The sequence below is a fragment of the Burkholderia sp. 4M9327F10 genome (genome assembly GCF_005503145.1).
In the GTDB taxonomy this organism is placed as follows: Bacteria; Pseudomonadota; Gammaproteobacteria; order Burkholderiales; family Burkholderiaceae; genus Paraburkholderia.
Map to the genome: position 1 here is coordinate 63055 of NZ_SCNV01000015.1, position 23965 is coordinate 87019.

The 23965-nt window shown below is 62.2% G+C and carries 18 protein-coding genes; 3 read left to right on the forward strand and 15 right to left on the reverse strand.

The features are described from left to right. Positions 1-8: 8 nt before the first annotated feature. A complete protein-coding gene (locus FFS45_RS16170; RefSeq protein ID WP_137955651.1) occupies positions 9-908 on the forward strand; it encodes a LysR substrate-binding domain-containing protein in 900 nt (299 codons plus the stop codon). A 112-nt stretch (positions 909-1020) separates the two neighbouring features. On the opposite strand, the gene ahpC is transcribed toward FFS45_RS16170, so the two are convergent. The 12 genes from ahpC to FFS45_RS16230 form a co-directional block, all read right to left on the reverse strand. Then, the gene (gene ahpC, locus FFS45_RS16175; protein WP_137955652.1) at positions 1021-1584 is read right to left on the reverse strand and encodes an alkyl hydroperoxide reductase subunit C; all 564 of its coding nucleotides are present in this window, start codon (positions 1582-1584) and stop codon (positions 1021-1023) included. A 189-nt stretch (positions 1585-1773) separates the two neighbouring features. Next, complete coding sequence (locus tag FFS45_RS16180) at positions 1774-3363, reverse strand: ABC transporter substrate-binding protein (protein WP_137955730.1); 1590 nt, start codon at positions 3361-3363, stop codon at positions 1774-1776. Positions 3364-3519: 156 nt separating this feature from the next. Next, on the reverse strand, positions 3520-5040 hold the full coding sequence (locus FFS45_RS16185) for an MFS transporter (RefSeq protein WP_137955653.1): 1521 nt from the start codon (positions 5038-5040) through the stop codon (positions 3520-3522). Positions 5041-5268: 228 nt separating this feature from the next. Then, entirely contained in the window at positions 5269-6825 is a 1557-nt protein-coding gene (locus tag FFS45_RS16190) for a TolC family protein (RefSeq protein ID WP_137955654.1), read from the reverse strand. After that, positions 6812-8899: an FUSC family protein gene (locus FFS45_RS16195; protein ID WP_137955655.1), complete on the reverse strand. Its 2088-nt coding sequence runs from the start codon at positions 8897-8899 to the stop codon at positions 6812-6814. Before FFS45_RS16195 ends, FFS45_RS16190 begins: the two co-directional genes overlap by 14 nt. Beyond that, positions 8880-9932, reverse strand: a complete 1053-nt coding sequence (mdtN, locus tag FFS45_RS16200; protein WP_137955656.1) for a multidrug transporter subunit MdtN — start codon at positions 9930-9932, stop codon at positions 8880-8882. The genes FFS45_RS16195 and mdtN overlap by 20 nt, the downstream gene beginning before the upstream one ends. Position 9933: 1 nt before the next feature. Then, positions 9934-10221, reverse strand: a complete 288-nt coding sequence (locus FFS45_RS16205) for a hypothetical protein (protein WP_137955657.1) — start codon at positions 10219-10221, stop codon at positions 9934-9936. A 387-nt stretch (positions 10222-10608) separates the two neighbouring features. After that, positions 10609-12333, reverse strand: a complete 1725-nt coding sequence (locus FFS45_RS16210; protein WP_137955658.1) for an ABC-F family ATP-binding cassette domain-containing protein — start codon at positions 12331-12333, stop codon at positions 10609-10611. Positions 12334-12685: 352 nt separating this feature from the next. Next, positions 12686-13978, reverse strand: a complete 1293-nt coding sequence (locus FFS45_RS16215; protein ID WP_137955659.1) for an FAD-binding oxidoreductase — start codon at positions 13976-13978, stop codon at positions 12686-12688. An 8-nt stretch (positions 13979-13986) separates the two neighbouring features. Continuing rightward, positions 13987-14733 carry an amino acid ABC transporter ATP-binding protein gene (locus FFS45_RS16220; protein WP_137955660.1) on the reverse strand — a complete coding sequence of 249 codons (747 nt, stop codon included), beginning with the start codon at positions 14731-14733 and terminating at the stop codon, positions 13987-13989. Next, on the reverse strand, positions 14730-15386 hold the full coding sequence (locus FFS45_RS16225) for an amino acid ABC transporter permease (protein WP_137955661.1): 657 nt from the start codon (positions 15384-15386) through the stop codon (positions 14730-14732). Before FFS45_RS16225 ends, FFS45_RS16220 begins: the two co-directional genes overlap by 4 nt. 29 nt (positions 15387-15415) lie before the next feature. Further along, the gene (locus tag FFS45_RS16230) at positions 15416-16180 is read right to left on the reverse strand and encodes an ABC transporter substrate-binding protein (RefSeq protein ID WP_137955662.1); all 765 of its coding nucleotides are present in this window, start codon (positions 16178-16180) and stop codon (positions 15416-15418) included. 153 nt (positions 16181-16333) lie between these two features. On the opposite strand from FFS45_RS16230, the gene FFS45_RS16235 reads away from it, so the two are divergent. Further along, the gene (locus FFS45_RS16235) at positions 16334-17158 is read left to right on the forward strand and encodes an IclR family transcriptional regulator (protein ID WP_137955731.1); all 825 of its coding nucleotides are present in this window, start codon (positions 16334-16336) and stop codon (positions 17156-17158) included. Here the strand turns inward: FFS45_RS16235 and FFS45_RS16240 are convergent. Next, positions 17138-17824: a TetR/AcrR family transcriptional regulator gene (locus tag FFS45_RS16240; protein WP_171029662.1), complete on the reverse strand. Its 687-nt coding sequence runs from the start codon at positions 17822-17824 to the stop codon at positions 17138-17140. The genes FFS45_RS16235 and FFS45_RS16240 overlap by 21 nt on opposite strands. Positions 17825-17969: 145 nt before the next feature. Between FFS45_RS16240 and FFS45_RS16245 the strand changes: the two genes are divergently transcribed. Further along, a complete protein-coding gene (locus FFS45_RS16245) occupies positions 17970-18941 on the forward strand; it encodes an NADP-dependent oxidoreductase (RefSeq protein ID WP_249362807.1) in 972 nt (323 codons plus the stop codon). A 46-nt stretch (positions 18942-18987) separates the two neighbouring features. Here the strand turns inward: FFS45_RS16245 and FFS45_RS16250 are convergent, their stop codons facing one another. Beyond that, the gene (locus tag FFS45_RS16250) at positions 18988-23364 is read right to left on the reverse strand and encodes an ATP-binding protein (RefSeq protein ID WP_137955663.1); all 4377 of its coding nucleotides are present in this window, start codon (positions 23362-23364) and stop codon (positions 18988-18990) included. Between the two features lie 130 nt (positions 23365-23494). Next, positions 23495-23692 carry a CsbD family protein gene (locus FFS45_RS16255; protein WP_137955664.1) on the reverse strand — a complete coding sequence of 66 codons (198 nt, stop codon included), beginning with the start codon at positions 23690-23692 and terminating at the stop codon, positions 23495-23497. Positions 23693-23965 lie beyond the last annotated feature (273 nt).

Below are 23965 nucleotides of genomic sequence, written 5' to 3' on the forward strand. Positions count from 1 at the left end.
TTCTGTACATGAAAAATATCGAACAATCGCTCAATGATCCGCCGCTTCGGGCCGTACGTGCCTTCGAGGCCTTCGCGCGCCACGGTTCCGTGACGGCAGCAGCAGCCGAACTCGACATCACACCTTCCGCAGTCAGCCACCAGTTGCAACTGCTGGAGACCTTTGTCCAGACGCCATTGACCGTGCGTGAAGGCCGCATGCTCGCGTTGACGGATGAAGGCCGCGACTACTACCGCTCGATCAGCACGGCTTTTTCCGTCCTGCGCAGCGCGACGGGCTTCGTGCGCGATCGCACCTCGCGCCGTCAGATCACGATCAGCCTGATTCCACTTTTTGGCATGGGATGGTTCATTCCCCGGCTGGAGACCTTCCTGTCGGCGAATGAGGACGTTGATGTCACCGTGCTGTATGCGAACCACCGCAACTATCGAAGCGACGCAGCCGATCTGTCGATCCGCTTCGGTACCGGTGACTGGCCGGGGTACACCAGCACACGACTGATGTCAGGCGCTGTCGTGCCGGTATGCAGTGCTGCGTTCCGGCGCCGTCACGGGCCGTTCAGGAAGCCCGCTGATCTCGCACCGGTGCCGCTCGTGCATGACGAGGACCGGAGTACCTGGGTCAACTGGCTTCAGAGTGCGGGCGTGCGGCATATCACGCGCACGGTGGGCCCCCTGTTCGAAGACGGACAATTGACGCTCAGTGCGACGCAGGCAGGACTTGGTGCAGCGCTACTGCGTGCGCCGCTGGTTGCTCGCGAACTGGCTTCAGGGGAACTGGTGAAACTGTTTGACCAGGAACTGGACGACGGGCGCCACTACTATCTGTGCCGGCGGGTTGACGCGGATCTGCCCGATGGCGCACAGCGGCTCGCAGCGTGGTTACTCGAGTCCATCAAGCTTAAGTGAATGGATAGGGTTGCAGGGGCGGTGGGCCTCGCTGCGGCTTGCGCCTCTGATTGCGGCCGGTTGCTCAGCGCGTAGCGCCGCAATCAATGGATCGCGACGCTACCTTGGCCGATCAGATCTTGCCTACCAGGTCGAGCGACGGTTTCAACGTTTCAGCACCCGGTGTCCACTTGGCGGGACAGACTTCGCCCGGATGTGAAGCGACATATTGAGCAGCCTGCACTTTGCGCAGCAGCTCCTTCGCGTCGCGGCCGATACCGTTGTCATGCACTTCGTAAAGTTTGATCCGGCCTTCGGGGTTGATCACAAAGGTGCCGCGCAAAGCCAATCCCTCTTCTTCGATCAACACCTCGAAATTGCGGGCAAGCGTTGTCGTTGGGTCAGCGACGAGCGGATATTGCACCTTTGCGATCGTATCCGATGTGTCGTGCCAGGCTTTGTGCGTGAAATGAGTGTCCGTGGACACGCCATAGATTTCGACTCCGAGCTTCTGGAACTCCGCGTAGTGATCGGCGAGGTCGCCCAGTTCGGTCGGGCAAACGAAAGTGAAATCGGCCGGATAGAACACCACCACCGACCATTTGCCCTTGAAGTTTTCTTCACTGACAGGCACAAAATTACCGCCGTGATACGCCGTGGCCTTGAACGGTTTGACCTGCGTGTTGATGAGAGACATGCGCTTTTCCTTGATCAGTTTGCAATGTTGTGTGCATCAGCCTCACCGAGACTAGCCGACCCGAGCGAGCGGGAGAACTGATTTTTTCTTGTATGGAATCCGTGTGGGTTGAAATGGCGGCCGCTCCCGCACGCGCACGGTGACCAGCAGAGCCACACCGTTGTCCTCCTGATCACTACCGCGCTAGCGCTAAGGCAATATATACAAATCGGCAAAATTTCCGCGAATGCCTTCTCCGGTCGGCGCGTAGTCCTTCACCTTCTTCGACGAAATGGTGATGTTGGGATTCGCGCCGAACTCGATTGACGGAATGTCGTCATGGACAATCTGCTGGAACTGCACGAATAACTGACGGCGCTTGGTTTCGTCGGTTTCCACCGAAGCAGCTTCCAGCAGACGATCCACCTCCGGGTTCGAATAGTGGGCCGCATTGGAGAATGGCAATCCAATCTTGAAGTTCTTCGACCAGAATACGCGCTGCACTCCGACTGTTGGATCGAAGACGTTGGCGAGCGCTTCAAGCGTGATGTCGAAGGCGCGGTCCGTATAGGCCTTCTTCACATAGGTCGCGAAATCGTAGCTTTGGATCTCGGCATCAATGCCGATACGCGCCAGAGACTGGCGAACGAAATCGGCCGCGCGGGGGTCCTGAAAGGGGTTGTATGTCAGTCTCAGTTTGAACCGGGTGCCATCCGGGCCACGCTTCAAACCGGCGGCATCCAGCGCCGCATTGGCCTGAGCGAGGTCAAACGGAAAATAGTGAATGTCGGCGTCGTGGTACCGTGTGTTTGCCACACCGATGGCCGCGGCGGAGACCTGGCCGTAGCCGTACCAGACCACCCTGTTCAATGCATTGACGTCAATCGCCTGGGATATCGCTTTGCGTACCGCCTTGTTTTGCAGGACAGGCGTGTCCAGGTTGAATATCAATTGCTGATGGTTGCTGACATAGGGCCAGTTGGTTGTGTCCACATTGAAATCGGGCAGCTCGCTGAAACGCTTGACGTCCGCCAGCGGGATTGCCTGATCTCCCAGATTGGCGGCGCCTGATTCGAGCGCCGCGGCACGGGCCGCCGCATCTGGCAGAAAGCGCACGACAATCTTGTCGATATACGGCTTGGGCTTGTCCCAGTAGTCCGGATTGCGCTCAAGCAGAATATAGTTGCCTCGCACAAAGGATTTGAAAATAAATGGCCCTGTGCCAACCGGCGCATTGTTGTAGGGGTTGGAAGCAATGTCCGTCCCTTCGTACAAGTGCTTCGGGATGATCGGTGACTCGGAACCCGATAGCGCCGTTAGCAGGAACGGCGCCGGCTTCGAGAGTTCGATGATCGCCGTATAGGGGTCCGGCGTTTTGACATCGGTCACGTTCGCGAATGTGCTACGTCCGCGCGGATGGACCTGCTTTAAGGTCAAGATTGAAAAGGCGACGTCGGCCGAAGTGAAAGGCTTGCCGTCATGCCACTTCACGCCTTGCCGCAAGGTGAAGCGGTACTCGAGTCCGTCCTTGCTGACCGACCAGGCAGTTGCCAGCAACGGTTCAGGATTGAGGTCCTTGTCGTAGGTCAGCAGGCCTTCCACAATCTTGGGGCCAATTTCCGCGTTCCCGCCGGCCGTGGTGGTCAACGGGAGGATCGATGCGGGCTCCGGCGTCACCAGCCAGGTCAACGTCCCCCCGTGATTGGGCGCCGCTACAGACGGTGGCGGGCAGGTGCAAATCAACGTGGCCGCAAACAATGCCCCGAGGAAGCAGCCGCGTAACCGGTTTTTCCCAATCATATCCATCCCGCGTATTGTAAAAATTGCAGATACTAAGACGCTTTGATGGAGCGGCAAAGGAAGCAAAAGAGATTAGCTTTGCAATTCGGACCGGCGCGACTAAACAGGTCGTCTAAGAGGCGCCAAGGGGATCACGTTTGGGGCGTTACGTCGTGATCACGTCAATCGTGTTGCAAAGCGCCGGCGGAACATGTCGGCCAGAGCGGCGAGTAGCGCTCCGCCGGTCAGCGCCAGCACCAGACCGAGCGCGGCGACGAACGCAGAACGATAGGCCTCCAGACTGGCTCCGCTCGTCAGCCTCACAAGGAAGATGCCTGCGCCCAATGACATGCCAATCGAACAGGCCAAACGCTGGGATAGTTGCAGGAATCCAGCCGCCAGTCCGCGCCCCTCGCCCTCACCTGCCTCAGCCAGCGTCATCACCTGATTCGGTGCGTGGATCAATCCGCTCGCAACACCCTGCAGAAGGCCGATTACCGGATAGACGTACAGTATTCCCGGCACCGGCAGCAACAGGATCGCCAAGCCCTCCAAAACGAGCAAGGCGGCATAAACGGCAATCACGAACGCCACGCCGGGACGGCCGAAGCGGCTGACGAAACGCCAGCTTCTGGTTGAAGACGCGAGCATGCCCAGCGCTGAGGAAACCGACAGAGCGCCAAAGAGTAGTGGCCCAATTCGCAGACCATCGAGGAAAAACAGCGCGCTGACGATGCCCAATGTAAGGCCAGCGGCAAACTGGAACATCGCCACCGTAGTGCCCAGCACGTAGCCGGGCGAACGCACAAGTCCGCGCGCGAGTATCGGGGTACCGCCGCGGCGCTGGTAGTACACCTCCCAGCAGACGAACAGCGGAACACCAGCCACGGCTGCGAGCAGATAAGCCCGTGCGGAGAGCGAGCCCGTGCTGCCAACCAGAGTGGCGAACATCAACGAAAGTGTGATGAGACTCAGCAACACCAGTCCCCCCGTATCCAGAGAGAACTTCTGAGGCTGTGACCGGCTCCTGGGTAAATGCCGCAACGCGAGGAAAAAGATCACGGCGCCGAAAGGAACGTTAGCAAGGAACAACAGCCGCCATCCGATGTCCGGGGGCGTCAACGCCAGCACCAGTCCACCGAGCAGGGGTCCGACAGCACCGGACATGCCTCCTGCCGACGCGTAGCGGCCGAGCGCCTTCGCGCGCCCTATCCCCTGAAACAGATCCTGAATCAATCCCAGCACCTGCGTATTGATGATGCCCGCTCCCAGCCCTTGCAACAGTCGTGCGGCGATCACCGTCTGCGCGCTCCAGGCCAGCCCGCCGAGCACGCTGAACCCGGCAAACATTGCCAGCCCGATCAGGAACAGAGACCTGCGTCCGATGATATCGCCCAGTCGCCCAGCGGGAACGAGCGCCACACCGAAGGCCACCGAGTAGGTCGATATGATCAGTTGCAGTTGGGACGCGGAGGCGTGCAGACCATCGCGCAGTCTGGGAACGGCGAGTGCGAAGATCGTCTGGTCCAGCAGTGTGGTAAAGCCCATCGCGACGCAAATGCCAAGAATGATGCGTGCATTGCCGTCGGACTGAGCGGTCGCATCGGCGTCAACCCTGTCCGGATGCTGGAGCAGCGGTTTTATGGCCGGGTTGTGGGGCAACGTGTCTGACGCCATCGATCTGGGTGTATCGGACATGGGAGAAGTCGCAGAGCGTCTGCGCGTCGCCAGGGTAGGCGATCACATGAGCGAAAGATTCTCCCGATCCCTGGCGAGAATCGCCACCAAGAAATCGATCCAACAATATGAACTCCTACGCTAAGGGACCCGAAGATCGCGCTCAGCCTCGGAATGCGAACCCGGGTCAGGTCCAGCTTGCATGATGAAGACCTCTAGCGGCAAACGTGCAACTGCAGTTTAGTCGCGCTACCAGTCCGGCCCGCCGTTTGCCGGCGCTGTACCTATCTCCCCCGTCGCGAGCGCGAGCGAAGCAGCAGCGGATAATGCGGCGCTGTAGCTATCCGCAGACGCATCCTGCGCGGCAATAAGCTGGTTCTGCGCAAGCAGTGCGTCGGTGATCGAGCCGACACCGTGCCGGTACGCGGCGAACGCCGCGTCGTAGGTGGTCTGCGCGGCGGCAACCAGCGCCTTTGCGGCATCGTTCGATGCGAGGCTTGTGGATAGCGCGCTCTGAGCGGCAACGACCTGGCGGACGGCCTCCTCCCTTGTCCGCGTCAATTGCGCGGACGCGCTGTCTGCGTCGTTGCGTGCCTGCATCAGCACAGCGGAACGCAACCCGCCGTCGTATAGCGGGATCGTCACACCGACGAACACGCTTCCGCTGCGGCGGCTGCCGTTCAGGTTCACGGTGGCCGCCTGATCGCCGACCGATGGAATCGCCGTGATCCCGGTAGAGCCGGTGCCGTATGCAGCCGTCGCGGACACGAACACCTTGGGCATGAACGCCGCCTCGGCCGCGCGCACCTTTGCCTGGTTTGCCTGCTCGAGCGCATAGGCGCCTTGCACATCCGGGCGGCGCGCGATCGCATCGGCGACGATCTCGTCGACCGACTGGTGCAGCGCCGGTGACAGCGTGCGCGGCGGCAAAGGAGCGATCGCCGGTTTCGACAGCGGCGAGATACCGAGCGCGGAGACGAGGCTCAGATAGCTGTCGCTCAGGGCGCCATCTGCCTGCACCTTCACAAGATTCGCCTGGGCGCGGTTCTGCGTTGCCTGTGCAACCTCCACGACTGTGCCCACACCCTGCTTCGTCCGTGCCCGCGCCGCGGCGAGGATGCCGTCGGCGTTGTCGAGCGCCTGCTGCGCGGTATGCTCCCGCGCATAGGCAGCTTCGTATGCGTAGTAAGCAATGCTCACGTTGTGGATCACCTGCTGGTGCACGGCCGTGAAGGCGACATTCGCGGCGACCGACAGTTGCGTGGCCGCATCGACGCGTGCGCGGCGGCCGCCGAAGTCGAACAGCAGCCATTGCAGCGCCAGCACGGAGACGGTGCCGTGAATATCCGAGCTATTCGACACATTGCCTAGCTGCGTCGACACCGAACTGCTCGCCGCCTGATAACCTCCCATCGCGGTCGCGGAGAGTTGCGGCAAATACGCGGTCTTGGCAATGCCAGTCGCAAGCGCGGCATTGCGCGCGTCGTTCCAGGCGATTCGCGTCAGTGGATTCGTCGATTCCGCGAGATCGATCAGTTCAGGCAGCGTGTACGCATGGTTCGCGTCTAGCGCGGCGGCGGGCTCGACCCACGCCAGCCCGGTGCTGTTCGGCAGCGTGTAGCCGGCATGCGCGGCAGCGTCGCCGGTGCGCGGCGCTCCAGGCACGATGTCGCCGGCGGTGTTCGTCTGCGGCTGCCACGGACGGTCGGGCGCAGGAGGTGCGAGATCGAGCGAGGTTGTCGCGCATCCCGCGAGTCCGGCCGCGGCCAATGCGATCAGCCAGCGCGTCGGTTCAAGGGCGCGCATCGGTCACCGCCTCCTTCAGTTCGGATGAATGCGCGGCGTCGGCAATCTGGCCAAAGCGCGCATCTATGACGTGTGACAACGCGTCAACGTTGGAATCCGCTGTGCTGTCGACCGCGGGACCGGTGTGAGGTGCTTGCGTTTGCGTGCCGGCGGCACGCTGGCCCACATCGTCCTCCGCGTGATCGACGGATTCAATCCGCCGCGCGAGTTCCCGCAGCCGCGTATCGGCCACGGCGCCCGCGCGGCCGGCCGCGAGAAAGAGCGGGCCCTCGAGTGCGCCGAGTTCCGCGAGCGCGCGCCAGCGGCTCGCGATCCACGCGGGCGCGGGGCGCACCCATGACGGCTCGTAGTGGATCAGGCCGAGATTCTGGCGCAGCGCGCCGTACTGGGCGAGCGCCCCTGCAACAAGCGCAGTGCGCGTGCCGGTGTCGGCGACGCGCGCAATCCGCGTCCACTGCTTGACGAGCGCGTCGAGCGCCGAGTCGATCCGACCAGCAATACTGACGGGCCAGACTCGCGTGAACATCAGATAGACCACCACGTTGCCGATCAGAATGCCAATCGAGCGGTCGCGTGCGAGCGTCAGGTCGAACTTGGGCGCATCGCCCTGGATCACGCAGAGGAAGAACGCGAACGCGATCTGCATACCCGCGTAGGCGATCCGCGGCGACCCCGTCGCCACCCATGCGGCCAGCCAAGCCCCCACGAAGACCAGCGCCATCAGTTGGTCGATCGACGTCAGCGCCGGCGTCACGAACACGATCGCCGCCGTGCCGAGCAGGGCGCCAACGAGACAGCCCGCAATCCGCAGTGTCAGCTTCTCGACCGTCTCGGCCGTCGTGCCGAGCGACACCATATAGCAGGTGATGAAGCACGTATGAATCCCTTGCCAGTCGAGCTGCTGATACAGCACGTAGCAGAACATTGCCGCTATCGTGGTCTTCAGCGCGTAGCGGACGTGATCGGGATTGGTGAACGCGTCCGCGTCGAAGAAGCCACCTCGCGCTGGCTCAGGTGCAGGCGCGGCTGGCGCTGGCGCCGGCGATGCCCCGGTCTTCGAAGGCGGCACCGCGAAACCCTCCAGCGCCGCGCGCAGGTCGGCGAGCACGAGCGCCGATAGCGGCGATTGTGACGATTGCGGCGATTGCGGCGATTGCGTCGAGAGTGCAGCAGGCTCGGGCAAGTCCGCTACGACGTCCACGGGATAGCCACCGGCATCGAGCATCGCGGCCATCCGCTCCATCGTTTCGGCAAGCCGCGCCGCGCACGCCGCCGATAGCCGCGCGGCGGGTTCGCTGGCGGCGAGATCCGTCGCGAGCAGGATCGCGGTCGTGGACGCAGCCGCCTGGCGCAACGCCGCGCAGTCGGCAGCCGTCGACGTGCCTTCGAGCTTCGAGAACTTCAGCCAGGTCAAGATCTGATGGTCACCTTCGCGAACGCACGCGTCGAATGCGGCGCGCTCGGCCTCGGTGGCGGTGTCCGTGAGGCGGCGCGCGGCGAGCCGCAAGCGCCTCGCGAGCTGGGCGCACGCGAGCCGGCGCGGTGACGGCGCGAAGAGCAGGTTCACGACAATGGCGAGGCCAATCGGAACCGAAACGAACAGCCAAGCGTAGAGCAGCCCGCGCGTCGCGGCTTCGCCTACCGGTGCAAGGCCGAGTTCGTCGAGACCGAAGCCGATGATCATGGCGGCGATCGCGCCAACGGGCCGCAGCTTGCTCGCCGATGTAACGAACAACAAGCCGGCCGACAGCACCGCCATGCTCGCGACACGTAGCGCCGGTTGGTTGATGCAGAAGATCGCGAAGACCATCACGATCCCGATGATCACGGTCACAAGCAGCATCAGCGCAATACACGTGATGATGCTCGTCACCCGGTCGGGCCGGTTCAGGAAGAGCACGATATACACCGCAGTCGAGGCCTCGGGTATTCCATAGGCGCTCGTGACGAGCACCGTCAGCGCGCAGATCAGCGCAATCCGGGTGACGATCGCCGCGCGCCCCGGAAACGGAGCGAGCAGCCTCGCGATCTCGCGCGGCCCGGGCCTCGTGAGTTCACCGGCAAGACTGGCCATGCCGGACCTCGACAATCGCACTCGCACCCACCCGCACCAGTCTCGCGTCCGGTGCGTCGATCCGCACGCGAACCGGGAAGCGCTGCGCGACACGCACCCAGTTCACCGATTGCTGCACGTACGGCAGGCCGTGCGGCACGTTCACGCGGTCCGTGTCCGTGATGCCGGCGCCGATGCCGATGACCTTGCCGCTCATGGCCTTCCCGCGATCAATCATCGAATACACGGTCGCGCAGTCACCGACCTCGATCGCACCGAGCGCCGTCTCGCGGAAATTCGCCACGGCGAACCATTCGCCCGCGTGGATCAGCGTGAAGATGGACTGGTTCGGCGCGACCGTCTCGCCGGCAAGAATCGAGAGGCCCGTCACGTAGCCATCGAACGGCGCGCGCACCATGGTATCGTCGAGCTCACGCTGCGCGATCGCGAGGGCGGCCTCTCGTGCATGCACGGTCGCAATCGCATCCGCGTCGTCGCCGATCGTCTGGGCAGTCGAGTGCTGCTGCTCCCTGGCCTGCGTGAGCGACACGCTTGCGTCCCGCTGCGCGACGACCGCCTGGTCGAACTGCTGTGCGGACACGTAGCCCTGCGCCGCAAGCGGCCGTAGCCGCTCGACGCTGCGTGTCGCGAGGTCGTAGTTATGCGTCGCGCGGCTGGTCTGGTCGGCGGCAATGGCCGCGTTCGATGTCTCGCCTATCAGCGAACGGCGGCGCGTCGCCAGTTGCGCGCGCGCCATTTCGAGTTCGGCCTGCGCCTGCGCCACCGCAAGCCGGTACGCCACCGGATCGATTTCGAACAGCACGTCTCCCTTCGCGACCCGCTGGTTCTCCTCGACGGGAACACGCAGGATCCGGCCGCCGACGGGCGACGCGACGTGGACGACATCGGCGTCGATGGACGCATCGTCAGTGGAAGGAAAGCGCGACGAACGATCGTACGCATACCACAACGCCGCCGCGCCGAGCAGGACGATCAAGGCCGCGATCGCGCGGCCCTTCCAGGCAGGTTTGGGATTTGCGCCGGCCATTTTCATATCAGAGCTGCCCCGTTCCACACAGCCAGACGAGCACCCCGACAACGATACCGATCGCGGTGCAGACAGAGAGCTGGTACGGCACCTCGCGGACCCAGCCGGTGGCGACGAAGGTACGATGCGCGACGATTGCGCCTATCACGCCGGTCACGGCGCTCAGAAGCCAGAATGGAAAATACGCGCCGAACAGCGCATAGGACGGTGCGCCACGGGCAACGCAACCCGCAAGCGGTGTGAATGCCAAGGGCGAACATGCGGCGGCTAATCTGGACCATGTACGTTGTTTCATCGCTTGCGTGACTGGAACAAATACTGGTATGCCACTGGTACGAACAACCTGGCGCAGCGCCGGGTTACCCTTTCACCTTCCCACTACCACACAGTGCCGCGCCCTGCTGATGCCGGGCCGCACGAACTCCCCTCCCCGGACAGGCACATCATCATAGCGCGGTTTACCACGACGCCAGCCAGGGAAGTGCCCAATAGCCTCGCCACACTGAGCGAGGCTCGGACTACTTGTGGCGAAATCCCCCCTGCGGACATCCATTGTTTCGAAAACGTATTCTGACTGCAAGCAATCCAGAAGCTAATGCCCGCCACGCCGTATCGGGAGACGGGCGCCCCATGACAAAGCCTTGGAACGGTGGAGCGCCGCACGCACTCCACCGGGATACTTCTAGAGCCCAAGCTCCTGTTCCAGCCGCAACATCTCTTGACGCCACTCCTCTTGTAAATTCGGCTTTTGATGTTTCCGCTTACGTGCCAGATCCATCGCCAGCCAGGCCTCTAACTGACACCAACGCTGCCATTGCGCCTCAGCCTCGCCATTGGCAGATTGCGCGCCAGCTTGGGTTGGCGCTTTGGGCGCAGATACGGGTACTGCATTGCCACGGCCCGCAAATAAACGTTGATATGCACTTTCCGCATCCGGCCATTCCTGCAGATGCCCGTCATTGATCACCCAGAAACGATTGCAACTGTGCTCGATCAACTCACGGTCGTGAGAGACCAGGATGAAGCCTCCGTCGAAAGCAGCCAGCGCCGCACCAAGTTCGCGCTTGCCTTCCATGTCCAGGTGGTTAGTCGGTTCATCCAGCCACAGCAGGTGATAGCTGGCCATGGATAGCGCCAGGAATAGCAAACGCGCCCGCTCGCCGCCACTCAGAGTAGCCACGATCTGATTGTGGCGCGAATACGCGAATCCGGCAGCGATCAGGGCTTGCCGCCGCTCTCTGTCGCCGACTCGCGCAAACTTGTACAGTGCGTCAGATAACGTGGCATCGCCGGGCAGTTGCTGCAACGACTGATCGTAGTAGGCGATCCGCGCCGCGGGATGATAACGCCATCCGGCGCGCGCCTCGCCATGCTGCAGGTCGCCCCAGCACTGGCGCAGGAACGATGACTTGCCCGTGCCGTTGCTCCCCAGTAGCGCGACCTTGTCGCCTGGCCGCAGCCATACGCTATCGATCTGAAACAACGGCGGTTGCTCAGGCTGGGCACGTACCTGAAAGCCTTCGAATGCCAGCAGAGAATCGGCCTCCAGCGTCCTGCCCGATAGTTTCAGGCGCCACGGGCTGCCACGGCTGACAAAGGTCTGATCCTCTTTCAGCTTGTCGACGCGCCTTTGCATGGATCTGGCCTGGCGGAGCAGCTTTTCGTTGTCATGCTCACGGCCCCAGATGGCCACGCGCTTGCTGCTAGCGGCCAAGCGGTCGATTTCCTTTTGTTCGCCACTACGGCGTGCCTGCGCCGCCGCGTCAGCCTCGGCCAACGCAGCCAAAGCCCGGCTGCACGGCACATCGAAACTGTATAAGCGCTGATCGCGCAGGATCCAGCTCTTGTCGCTGACGGTGTCTAGAAGTCGCGGATCGTGCGATACCAGGATGAAGCCGCCCTGCCAGCGGCGCAGGAAGTCCTCCAGCCACAATAGCGAGGGTAGATCGAGGTGGTTGCTCGGCTCATCCAGCAACAGCAGATTAGGCTCGCGTAGTACGGCCCGCCCCAACAGCAAACGGGTATGCTGACCGCCGCTCAGGCCGGAAACCGGCGTGTCTGCTGCCCCGGGCAGCCCCAGTTCGTCCAGCAGGCTGTCCACCCGCCAATGCTGCGCCGGTTGCTCGCTCACTGCCTCCAGCAACGCCTCGCGTGCGGTCAGACCGGCAAGTCGTGGCGGCAGATGCTGTTCGACGTGTTGCAGCCGACACAGCCCGGCATATTGCACGCTGCCCGCACTGGACTCGCGGCTGCCTGCCAGGACATCGAGCAGACTGCTCTTGCCGCAGCCGTTGTGGCCGATAAGACCGATGCGGTCGCCAAGTCGTACGGTAAAAGAAAGATCTTGGAATAGCCGGTCATGGCCGGTTTCCAGTTGAACGGAAAGTGCAGAAATCAGGGTTGTCATGCTCTTGCTCTCGTTTCTTGGGGACGTGTTTGTCCCTGTCAACAGGAGCGCTGGCGACAACAGTGGAGTCGAGAAAGGACTCGGGAATATGGAGTGGGCTTTGCTCTGACCAGGTTATCGCAGCGCGATGGAACTCAGGCAAGAGCAGGCGAATGTGCTGAACAAGCGTGCCGACATCACTCGGCGCACAAGCAGAACCATATTTACCTCCTTTTTTAAAAAAGTTAGACGTGCGTTGCGAGTGTATAGCGGTTCAGGCCGGTCATACAAGTCAACGGCTCCTCAAAGAACCATTGCGCATCGCACGCTGCCCCCAGGCGCATACGGACTCAGGCGGCGATGTGCCGGCCGCTCAGGAAAGCGCATCGAGCAATCCATACCATGCCACACCTGCATTGATGTAGAACCGCTGCAACGCGTGAAACGGAACCGGCTCGATCGACGTGGGTGGAAGCGGCAAGCCGCGTGTTGTCCCGCCGATCAAAGCGGCCAGATGCTTTCCCAGCGTCGTTGCCATCGCAATGCCGCGCCCGTTGTAGCCGAGCGCGATCGTCATGCCTTCCGCCGGCAAATGCACGTGCGGCAAAAAATTGCGCGTAATGGCGATACGGCCTGCCCACCGGTATTCGTATCCGATCTCCCTCAGTTGCGGAAAGATCAGTTGCGCGGCGCGCTCGAGATGCGCCCAATCCGCTGCGCTGCGAGGCTCGCGAAACGGTCCGCGCCCGCCCATCAGCAGACGCCCTTGTGCATCCTTGCGGAAATAAAGCAGCAGGCGCCGTGAATCGGAAGCCACTTCGCCCCCGGGCAGAATCGTGGCGCCGACATCGCCGGGCAGCGGCTTCGTTGCGACGATAAAGCTGTTCGCCGCAATCACCGATTGAGCAAGGCGTGGCCAGATGCCGTCGGTATAGCCGTTGGTTGCCAGCAGGATCTGTTTCGATTCGATCAGCGGCCCCCGCTCCGTTCGAATTCGCCAGCCTTGCGGGCCGCGCTCGACGCTCAACGCGCGCGTTCCGCTGTGGATCGCCGCACCCGCCGTTTGCGCCGCGCGCGCGAGGCCACGTGCATAGTTCAACGGATGCACACTGCCCGCGCGCAGATCGACCCAGCCGCCAACGAAGGCATCCGTACCGAGCCGCTTCGATACCTGCGCGCGATCGAGCAGTTCGACCGGCGCGCCGCGCGATGCCCATTGCCGCGCGCGGTCATGCAACGTGCCAAGCAACTTGCTCGAATGGGTGGGCTGAATCCAGCCGGCGCGCGTGGCATTGCATTGAATGCCGTGGCGCTCGATCAGATCGAAAACCGAATCCGCGGCGCCGCCTGCCATCTGTACAAGTGCCTCGCCATCGCGATGACCGTAGCGCCGGATGAGTTCGTCGGGATCATATTTCAGCCCCGGAATCACCTGGCCGCCATTGCGGCCCGACGCACCCCACCCGGGTTCGTTGGCGTCGATCACACAGACGCATAGCCCTTGCTCCGCCAGATGCAAGGCCGTCGATAGACCCGTGTAACCCGCGCCGACGATCGCTACGTCTACCGTGATCGAGCCATCGAGCGGCGGCGTATCGACAGCGGGTTCCGCCGTCGCCGCCCAGAGAGACGGAGGCAACGGCTTTGCAACTTCAACCAGGCTCATAGTGGTATTCAAATCCGGGAGGCTTCGGTAAGCGCGGGCATCTTGCCCAGAAACTCGCGTGTGCGAGGATGGCGCGGATGCTCGAACAGCTCGGCTGCGGACCCTTCCTCATGGATCGTGCCGTCGTGAAGAAAGCACACCCGGTCCCCCACTTCGCGCGCAAACCCCATCTCATGCGTGACGACGATCATGGTCATGCCATCGTCGGCAAGCTGGCGCATGACGCCAAGTACTTCGCCGACCAGTTCAGGATCAAGTGCCGAGGTTGGCTCGTCAAACAGGATCGCTTTCGGTTCCATGGCGAGCGCACGTGCAATCGCGACGCGCTGTTGCTGGCCGCCCGACATTTCGGCCGGATACGCGTCCATGCGGTGCGACAGCCCGACCTTGTCGAGCAGATGCCGCGCCCGCTCGCGGGCCTGCGCACGGACCTCCTTCTTCACGAACACGGGGCCCTCGAACACGTTTTCCAGCGCGGTTCGATGCGGAAACAGATTGAAACGCTGGAACACCATGCCCACCTGTGCGCGCAGGGTGTGAATCTGCTTCGATTTCGCGTCGACGGCGTTACCTTCAACGGTGATCGTGCCGGCGTCGTGCCGTTCCAGTCCGTTGACGCATCGAAGCAGCGTCGATTTGCCCGATCCCGATGGACCTATCAGACACACCACCTGAGCACGTTCGACGTTCAGACTGACGCCTTTCAGCACGTGCTGATCGTGAAAGCGCTTGTGAATCGAATCGACCTTGATCATCGTTTTCCCTTCAATCCGAGGCGACGTTCGATCCGCCGCAACCCATAGACGAGCGGCAGGCTGAGTCCAAGGTAAAGCAGCGCGACCAGCGTGAATACCGTCATGTTCTGAAACGTCGACGACGCGATGAGCTGTCCGGCGCGCGTCATTTCGGCGACGGTAATCGTTGATGCAAGCGACGAGTCCTTGAGCATCATCACGAGGGTATTGCCATAGGGCGGCAGCGCGATCCGGAACGCCTGCGGCAACACCACGCGCCGCATGATCATCGCGCCACGCATACCGATGGATTGCGCTGCCTCGATCTGCCCGTGATCGATCGCCTCGATGCCCGCACGAAAGTTCTCAGCCTGATACACCGAGTACGCCACGCCCAGTCCGATGAAAGCCGCCTGGAACGCCGACAACTGCACACCGAGATCGGGCAGCACAAAGTAGATGTAGAAGAGCTGAACGATGATCGGCAGCCCGCGGATCACGTTGATAAAAGTCGCGGCAGCGTTCGATACGATGCGATGGTGAGACACGCGCATCAGCGCGAGTGCGAGGCCGAGCACGGTGCTGAGGATGAACGAGCAGAAGGTGATCTCGATCGTGACAACCGCGCCTTTCAGCAGGATCGGCAGAAAGTCGATGGCGTTCTGGAAGAACATGGCGGACCGTCCTTATTCTGGGAACGATGTCATTCCACCTGCCACTTCTTGATGATCTGCGTCAGCGTACCGTCGGCCTTGATCTTTCTGATGCCGGCATTCAATTGCTCGAGCGTCGCCGTGTCACCCTTGCGCACGACGAAACACACCTCGCCTTTCACGGACGGTTGATACCCGCTGACGAGGCGCAATTGCGGATTCGGATTGTGCTGAAGCTGGTAGGCCAGAATCGGATGGTCGCCGAAGCCAGCCTTGATGCGACCGAGCGCGACGTCGCGCATGATGTCGGCGACTGAATCGTAGGTACGCACTTCCTTGAAGATGCCCTTCTTGTTCAACGCGTCGACGAACGCGGTGCCGACCTGGGCGCCGACGACTTCGCCCTTGAGGTCGTCCATTGACGTGTACTGGCCTTTGTCGTCGGCGCGCACGATCAGACCTTCGCCGTAGGAGTACACGGTGTCCGAGAAGTCGACGACCTGCTCGCGCGCCGGTGTCTTCAGCATGGCCGCCGAGATGATGTCGATCTTCTTCGTGGTCAGCGACGGGATCAGCGAAGAAAAGGTGGTCTGCTCGATCTTCACGTCGAAGCCCGCCGCCTTGCCTGTCGCGGTAATCGCATCGACCAGGAGACCCTGAATCGAATTGCTCTTCACATCGAGAAAGGTGAACGGCACGCCGGTCGCCGTCGACCCAATCTCGTACGTGGTGGCGGCCACCGACAAGGCCGGCGCACCGGCAAGCAGCAATCCTGTTGCAAAGACACCGGCGAAGCGTTTGGCGAACTGGAACATGAGTCTCTCCACGAGTTGACGACGGCCGATCGGGATATCGGTACCCATCAGTTGAAATATATTATTCGAGTCAAAAATATCGACAAACAAAATATTCGTATCGATATTCGATATGTTAGAATCAATGTCAGGCTAAAACAATTGGGTGATTCCATGACACGCAAGACGCTCAGCGCACAGCCGGAAGCGCCCCTCGCGCAGGAGGAAACTCCAGACGCACTGTTCAATCAGTCGCTGGAGAAAGGGATCGCGGTGCTGCGCGCATTCAGCGCACAGCGAAGGTCAATGACCCTGCAGGAAGTCGCGGAGGCAACGTCCATCACCAAAAGCTCCGCGCAGCGCATGATCTACACGCTGGAAAAGCTCGGCTATGTGAGAAAGCATCCGCGTACCCGGCGGTACCAGTTGACGCCTCATGTGATGCAGATCGGGTTCAACTACCTGGCTGCCGACACGCTGATCGACGTCGCCAACCCGTTTCTGTCCGAGCTGACCAATGTCACCGGCGAGACGACCAATCTGACCGAGCCGGATGGTGTCCACATGGTCTACGTAGCGCGGTTCGTGTGTATGAAGTTCGTGCCGATTCACATGCCGATCGGTAGCCGCATTCCGATGTACTGCACGGCGTCGGGACGGGCATATCTCGCGGCGCTTCCGGAAGGCGAGTCACGCGCGCTGCTGCTGGCGAGCGACCGCGTCGCACATACGCAGTACACCGTGACGGATCTCGACGAGATCGAGACGCGGCTCGCGCTGGGGCGGCGCAATGGCTATGCGTCGAACCGCGAGGAACTTTTTATCGGCGATATGACGATCGCGGCGCCCGTGCTCGACGGAGAACGCCGACCGGTCGGTGCGGTTCACGTCGTCGCGCCGACGAGCCGGTGGACGCCGGCGGAAGTGGAGGTACGCCTCGCACCCGCAGTGATCGATTGCGCACGGGGTATCAGCAACTCAATCCGGACCCTTGCCTGAGGGCAGGGAATTTTTGATTGCCTTCGCGCCGCTGACGGCCCGGGTCGATGCACGCGCGCTGCCTGCGGGCAACTCATGAATGTCCTTTTCGGGTCCTGACTCTGGGGCAAAAGTCGAGAGATCGCGCAGTTCATTAAAGGCCTGTTCGACATGGGCGCCTAGACCGGTCGAGCCACTTTCGAACCAGGCGGCGACAGCGTGACCCACCGCAGCCATCCCGACTTGCGCTGCAAGGCTGGCCGCCCGCTCGGGCACGCCCCGCTGGCGGAACGCCACTGCGAGAGCAGACATAACGGCTCGGGTCTTGGTCTGTGCCCGCTCCTGCAAGGCAGGGTGGCTGGCAATGATGCGTTGACGCGGTGCGGTGAAAGCGCGGTTCTTGACGAAAAAAGGCTCTACCGACGGAAAAGCATGAAATAGCGCTTCCAGAGGCCCGAGACCTTGTGGAACGCCTATCACGGCGCGCGTGAGGGCATCGATGAACTCGTCCTCGCCGCCGAACAGCACCTCCCGTTTATCCGGGAAATGCCGGAAAAAGGTGCGCTGCGTAACGCCGGCCTCGGCCGCAATATCTGCGGCGGTGGTCTCTTCGTAACCACGGGTCTCATAGAGCTTGAGCGCCGCCTCCTGAAGGCGACGCCGCACTTTTTCGGCATCTCTGGGCATTATTCACCAAACATATTGTCACAAGCTGACTTTACGCGTATCGTCAGTATGTGACGATACGCTATCGTTGTTTCCCGGCTTTCGCAAGCATTGTGAGGCAACTGCACGTTTCGGATTCAACAGCCAACCAGCATGGAGAATCGTTATGCCGAGTTCCGATCCAGCACAAATGAAAGCACTCCGGGTTCAGCGCTATGGCGAACCGGCCGATGTATTGCATCTGGACGACGCTCCCGTCCCCACGCCGCGCGCTGGACAGGTGCGCATCCGTGTTCATGCCTGTGCTCTCAATCCGGCCGATTGGGCGGTGTGCCAGGGCTTCATTCCCCTACCCCTTCCGCGCGGTATCGGTTTCGACGTTTCGGGGGTAGTTGATGCGATAGGCGAAGGCGTCACTGGCGTGAGCATCGGCGACCTCGTTTTTGGCGTCCCGGACTATATCGGCTATCCCACCGCCGGGGCATCTGAATTCGCAGTCCTGAAGGTCTGGTATCCCATTCCGAACGGCCTGAGCCTTGAGCATGCGGCCTGTCTTCCCATGGCCGTCGAGACGGCCACCCGGAGCCTGGATCTCCTCGGTCTGTCGAAAGGCCAGACCATCATGGTCAACGGCGGGGGAACGATGACCGGTTTCGCGGCAGTCCAGATTGCGCTGCTGCGTGGGGCACACGTGATCGCGAGCGCCGGCGAAACGTTCGCGGATCGCTTGCGTGCGCTAGGCGCGAGCGTGACACCTTACGGCGACGGGATGGTGGAGCGGGTTCGTGAAATCGCCAATGGAGCGCCTGATTTCGCTTTGCACACAGCGCGGGTCGAAGGCGCACTGCCTGGTCTCATCAGGATCGTGGACGGTGATCCACGCCGGGTCATGAGCTTCAGCGATTTCGACAAGGATGGCCTGGGCGTCCGCACAACGGGGCGCGAGAAAGGCGTAGTGCATCGCTACGACGTGCTTGGAGACTATGCCCAGTTGGCCGCCGACGGGAGGTTCGCCATTCCGATCGCCCGCACCTTCACGTGGGACGATTGGCAAGACGCTGTCAAGATCAGCATGGCTGGGCGCGCACACGGCAAGCTCGTGCTGGTGGTGAATAGAGACGCAGCGGCAAGGCTTTAGCAGGCCCGTGATATAGAACCGCGGCCTCCATCTCTTCGCGCCAGAGCTAGCGAATCTCGCCTCTCTTCGATGCAGGACGCGGCACTGCCGCCAGACTCCGCTGCAGGGCCGATTGCTCGATCGGCTTGACCAGGTGATCGTCGAAACCGGCCTCATGGGTGCGCTGGTAGTCTTCGGGCTGGCCATAGCCCGTTATCGCCACCAGGCGAATACCGTGAAGATGCGGCATGGCGCGTAAGCTTCGGGCCAACTCATGGCCGCTCATTCCAGGCAGCCCGATGTCAAGCAGCGCCACATCGGGCCGGAAAACTTCAGCGCGGCGGATCGCCTCCTGTCCACTGTAAGCGACCTCTACCGTATGCCCTTGCAACGCGAGCAACATCGATAGCGAGTCCGCGGCGTCTGTATTGTCGTCCACCACGAGTACTCGTTGGGGAGGCGCGTCGATGTGATCGGCGCGAGTTACCGGGGCCGCCGGCCGCGCGATCCGCGGTAGCCTGATCTGAAATGTCGAACCATGACCAATGCCTTCGCTACGGGCACTGATCGCTCCATTGTGCATCTCCACCAGCCGCTTCACGACGGCCAGCCCGATTCCCAGTCCGCCCTGGGCTCGATCAAGTGTGCGCTCGCCTTGCACGAAGAGGTCGAACACATGTGGCAGCAACTCGGCCGAAATGCCCGAACCGTTGTCCGAAATCGCGATAACAGCGTCGGAGCCTTCCTGCCGTGTCCACACACGGATCGCGCCCCCCGGGTCGGTGTACTTCACGGCATTGGTGAGGAGGTTGCCGAGACACTGGACCAGCCGCGCCATATCGGCTTCGACGTAAAGCGGTTCGTCGCTCGCGGTGGTCTCGACAGTAAGCGTATGCCGCTTCTCGTGCAGCCGCGGCTCAACCATTTCAACGCTCTGGGACACGACCCTCGCGAGGTCGACCGGTTGGCGCTGCAAGGTAATACGGCCTTGCGTGATGCGCGAAACATCGAGGAGGTCGTCGACCAGCCGGGTCATCTGCGTAACCTGCCGCTTGATCATGCCGTTTGCGAGTTGCGCTTCGGCATGATCAGTCATCATTCGGGACAGCAATTCGCTGGCATTGGCGATGGGCGCGAGCGGATTACGCAGCTCGTGGGCAAGCATCGCCAGGAACTCGTCCTTCTGGCGGTCCGCGAGCCGCAGCGCCTGAGCGCCGTGGGCGCGCTCCTCGGCTTCCTGGTGGCGCGAGATGATAATGGCGGCCGACTGGGCGAGGCGCATCGCCAGTTCTCGATCGCGGGGTGTGGGCTCGCGCGGTTGCTCCTGGTAGATGGCGAACGTCCCGACCACCTTCCCGGTCAGAGCCTCGACCGGAAAAGACCAGCAGGCACGATAGCCGTACTGCCGCGCGAGCCACAACCAGTCCTTCCAGCGAGGCTCACGGGTCACATCGGGAGTGATGACAGGCTCCCGCCTGTAGGCGGCCAGCCCACAGGCAAGCGAGTCGGGACCAATAGGAAACCGCTCTACACAGCGCGCATATTCCTCGGGCATGCCAGTGACGTGCCGCAGTTCGGTCTGTTCTGCGTTGGCGATGTAGAAGGCGCAGCGCGCCTGCCCATCCATCTGCTCAGTCGCTGCATGAGTGAGGATGGCGAGCGATGTGGCGAGCGGCGCGTTGTTAACGGCGGCCTGAAAGGCCTCCTTCTGCGCGGTCAGCCACGCCGCAGTATCGCGCAAATCAGCCTCGAACCGCTTGTGCTCGGTCATGTCGACCGCCATGCCAAACCATTCGATGATCTCACCGCGCTCGTCCAGTACCGGGATCGCGCGCGAGAGCGCCCAGCCTGGCGAGCCGTCGACGCGTCGCACACGGTGCTCCAGTTCGAACCTGCCTTTGTTGCGCACGGCCTGTTCAATGTGCGCCAGCACCTTGGCCTGATCCTCCGGATCGATATAGAGCTCGATCCACGTCGAACTTGCGTCTTTCGTGTCCGCGATGAAGTCCCTGCCCTGAAGAAAGCGCATCTCGCTCCAGTCAGCGTTCATCGAATAGACAGCATCGGAGGAAGCGCTGACCAGAGCGCGAAAGCGTTCTTCACTCCTGCGGCGCAGCGCGGTGAGTTCCAGCAGCGCGCCGATCCGGGCGACCAGTTCGCGAGCCGAGAACGGCTTGACCAGATAGTCGTCGGCACCGGAGCCCAGGCCGTCGACTCGCGCCTCTTCGCCCGCACGCGCGGAAAGCAGAATGACCGGCACATCAAGGAGCCGCTTGTCGGCCCGGATGGCTTGCAGCAAGCCAAGTCCGTCGAGCCAGGGCATCATGACGTCGGAAATGATCAGATCGGGCCGTTGCCGGGATGCCGCTTCCAGTGCCGCGACACCATTCTCAACCACTTCGACGGCATACCTGCCGGCGAGAAGGTCTCGCAAGTAAGCGCGCATGTCGGCATTGTCGTCGGCAACCAGCACGCGTGGCCGTGAGTCGCATGCGTTGGCCGGGAGCGCGGCGACCGGTACCGGATCGGGCACGATACCCAGCGGATTCTTCGGCGCACCAGCAGTATTCTCGGGTATCCAGCGCAGCGCCTCCTGCACGAAGGCCTGGGCGTTGATGGCGCTCGAGCCGGACGGCCGCACGGTCTTCAGCCGGTCAGCGGCCAGATGAGCGGCGCCGAGCGGTATGGACACCCGGAAGAGTGTGCCTCTCCCAAGCTCGCTGGCAGCGGTAATTGTGCCTCCGTGGAGCTTGACCAGCTCCTTGACCAGCGCCAACCCGATCCCGGTTCCTTCCTGAGTGCGGCCGGGGACGCCCTCGACCCGATGAAAGCGCTCGAAGATGCGGGCTAATTCGTGCTTCGCGATACCAGCGCCGGTGTCCCTCACCTCGAGCAGCGCGTGCCCGTCGTGTGGACGCAGTTGCACGGCAATCTCACCCTGCAAGGTGTATTTGAAAGCGTTCGACAAGAGGTTGAGGACAATCTTCTCCCACATCTGCGGATCAACGTAGACCGGCTCGGGGAAGCTCTCGCAATCGACGGTGTAGCCCAGGCCGCCGCGTTCGATCGCGGAGCGGAATGTGCTGGCGAGGTCGCGCGTCAGTTCCGCAAGATCGGTGGGCTCGTAAGAGGCCTGCACACGCCCCGCCTCGATGCGCGAGAAATCGAGAAGGGTATTGACCAGCCGCAGCAGCCTGAGGGCGTTGCGATGCGCGAGGTCGAGCTGCGCACGCGCCTGCTCCGGAATCGCGGGATCGGCGGCTATCTCGGCCACGGGGCCGAGCATGAGAGTCAACGGGGTGCGAAATTCATGGCTGACGTTGGAAAAGAAAGCCGTCTTGGCGCGGTCAATGGCCGCCAGAGCTTCTGCCCGCTTGCGCTGCTCCTCGAGCGCTCGCACGTCGCGGATCGCGGTAGCCACCCGCGACGCCATGAGTTCAAAAAAGGTGCGATAGCCGGCGTCGAGGACACGGTGTGGGCTGAGGCCGCAAATCAGCACCCCATACGTAGGGGATTGATCAGACGAAGCGAGCGGTAGAACAATGCCGGACTGAGGCACATCGCCCCACGGGGTTCGTGGCAGCATGTCAGTGGCTTGCGGCAGAAGCGGCACGACTTCGATACACCGCTCGCGCGCTACCTCTCGCAGGCGCCACGGATCGGTTCCTGGCGCAGCCGCGAGATCGACGCTGGCGGGAACCAGTTGCTCGAGCGATTGCGTGTCCACGCCAGCGCTCGCCACTCTCTGAGCGCGCGTTTCACCCTCGTCCAGCAGATAGAGCAGCGCGAACGGTACGTCCGAAGGGTTTTCCTTGAGCACTGCCGCGACGTTGATGCACGCCTCGCCTGCAGTCCGCACATCTGCCGAGCTGGTCGCCCCGAGATCGCGCAACGTGCGAATCTGCCGATCGGCGTAAACCTGCTCGGTAATCTCGGTGACCGTCGCCAGCACGCCGCCGATACCCGTCTCAACGGTCTCGTCCGGCACAGGGCTGTATGCGAGGCGGAAGTGCGATTCTTCCCGAAGCACCTTGCGCTCGATGAGCACAGCAATATCGTCGCTCACCGAAGCCGGACCGCCGCGAAAGGGCCGTTCGGCCATCGGACCGAGGATATGGAAGACTTCGCTCCAGCAATCGCGGAAACGCTGACCCATCGCACGAGGATGCTTCTCGCCGAGTACGGGGCGGTAGGCATCGTTGTAGATCTGCACGAACTCCTCGCCCCACCACAACAGCATGGGGGAGTGATTGTGCAGCACCAGCGATGCGGTTGAGCGTAACGCCTGCGACCAGCCGTCAACCGGACCGATCGAGGTGCGGCTCCAATCGACCGCGCGGGCCAGCGCGCACGCTTCGCCGGGGCCCATCAGGCATTCCAGGCCCGTCTGTAACTTTCGTCCGGGTCGATGCGCTTTCGCGAAGCGATCTTGAGTTGGAGACATTGCGTCCTCGCGCCCAGCGTTTCCGCCGGCCGGTTGCGGACGGCCGGTTTCGGACGGCCGGTTGCGGACGGCCGGTTGCGTCGAGAAGCGCGTTCGACATCCGAGCGCGTCCTCGACGTTCGCTCACTCACTAATGCTTGGTACGATGATCCGCGCCGGCATCTTTCGCAGCGTCCTTCGCGTCACCCACCTTTTTTCGCATTTCGCCGGCGCCCTGCTGAAGATCTCCCTTCAACTCCCGGGCCTTGTCGCCGGTGACCTTTCCCGCAACTTCATTCGCCTTGCCCTTGAGCTTCTCCGCTTCACCTTTCAAATGGTCCTTGTTCATACCAAATCTCCTATGGTCAGCGCTAGCTGCGCCACTCTGGAGTAGCAATGCGCGTTCCTGAGGGTGGCGGGGAAGAACGCCTTCGTCAGCAAACGCCAGCAGCGGGCCTTCGCAGGGGAGAATGCCGGTTGCCTTTAGGTTCCATTTTAGGTTCCACATACGAAGGTCCGTTGATTGGGCGGAGCGATCGTGCGTAGAACCGCTAGAGTACTCGATGGAGCGACTACACGGGGGTTGGTTGAACGCAGCCGGTTGCGGTGCACGGTCCACGGT

What these genes read in the sequence shown, in the direction of transcription:
- FFS45_RS16220 (WP_137955660.1), bottom strand. Translation starts at nt 14,733, where the DNA reads ATGATCAAGGTCGATTCGATTCACAAGCGCTTTCACGATCAGCACGTG.
- FFS45_RS16205 (WP_137955657.1), bottom strand. Translation starts at nt 10,221, where the DNA reads ATGAAACAACGTACATGGTCCAGATTAGCCGCCGCATGTTCGCCCTTG.
- FFS45_RS16180 (WP_137955730.1), bottom strand. Translation starts at nt 3,363, where the DNA reads ATGATTGGGAAAAACCGGTTACGCGGCTGCTTCCTCGGGGCATTGTTT.
- FFS45_RS16240 (WP_171029662.1), bottom strand. Translation starts at nt 17,824, where the DNA reads ATGCCCAGAGATGCCGAAAAAGTGCGGCGTCGCCTTCAGGAGGCGGCG.
- FFS45_RS16255 (WP_137955664.1), bottom strand. Translation starts at nt 23,692, where the DNA reads ATGAACAAGGACCATTTGAAAGGTGAAGCGGAGAAGCTCAAGGGCAAG.
- FFS45_RS16170 (WP_137955651.1), top strand. Translation starts at nt 9, where the DNA reads ATGAAAAATATCGAACAATCGCTCAATGATCCGCCGCTTCGGGCCGTA.
- FFS45_RS16190 (WP_137955654.1), bottom strand. Translation starts at nt 6,825, where the DNA reads ATGCGCGCCCTTGAACCGACGCGCTGGCTGATCGCATTGGCCGCGGCC.
- FFS45_RS16230 (WP_137955662.1), bottom strand. Translation starts at nt 16,180, where the DNA reads ATGTTCCAGTTCGCCAAACGCTTCGCCGGTGTCTTTGCAACAGGATTG.
- FFS45_RS16195 (WP_137955655.1), bottom strand. Translation starts at nt 8,899, where the DNA reads ATGGCCAGTCTTGCCGGTGAACTCACGAGGCCCGGGCCGCGCGAGATC.
- mdtN (WP_137955656.1), bottom strand. Translation starts at nt 9,932, where the DNA reads ATGAAAATGGCCGGCGCAAATCCCAAACCTGCCTGGAAGGGCCGCGCG.
- FFS45_RS16185 (WP_137955653.1), bottom strand. Translation starts at nt 5,040, where the DNA reads ATGTCCGATACACCCAGATCGATGGCGTCAGACACGTTGCCCCACAAC.
- FFS45_RS16210 (WP_137955658.1), bottom strand. Translation starts at nt 12,333, where the DNA reads ATGACAACCCTGATTTCTGCACTTTCCGTTCAACTGGAAACCGGCCAT.
- FFS45_RS16235 (WP_137955731.1), top strand. Translation starts at nt 16,334, where the DNA reads ATGACACGCAAGACGCTCAGCGCACAGCCGGAAGCGCCCCTCGCGCAG.
- FFS45_RS16250 (WP_137955663.1), bottom strand. Translation starts at nt 23,364, where the DNA reads ATGTCTCCAACTCAAGATCGCTTCGCGAAAGCGCATCGACCCGGACGA.
- FFS45_RS16225 (WP_137955661.1), bottom strand. Translation starts at nt 15,386, where the DNA reads ATGTTCTTCCAGAACGCCATCGACTTTCTGCCGATCCTGCTGAAAGGC.
- FFS45_RS16215 (WP_137955659.1), bottom strand. Translation starts at nt 13,978, where the DNA reads ATGAGCCTGGTTGAAGTTGCAAAGCCGTTGCCTCCGTCTCTCTGGGCG.
- FFS45_RS16245 (WP_249362807.1), top strand. Translation starts at nt 17,970, where the DNA reads ATGCCGAGTTCCGATCCAGCACAAATGAAAGCACTCCGGGTTCAGCGC.
- ahpC (WP_137955652.1), bottom strand. Translation starts at nt 1,584, where the DNA reads ATGTCTCTCATCAACACGCAGGTCAAACCGTTCAAGGCCACGGCGTAT.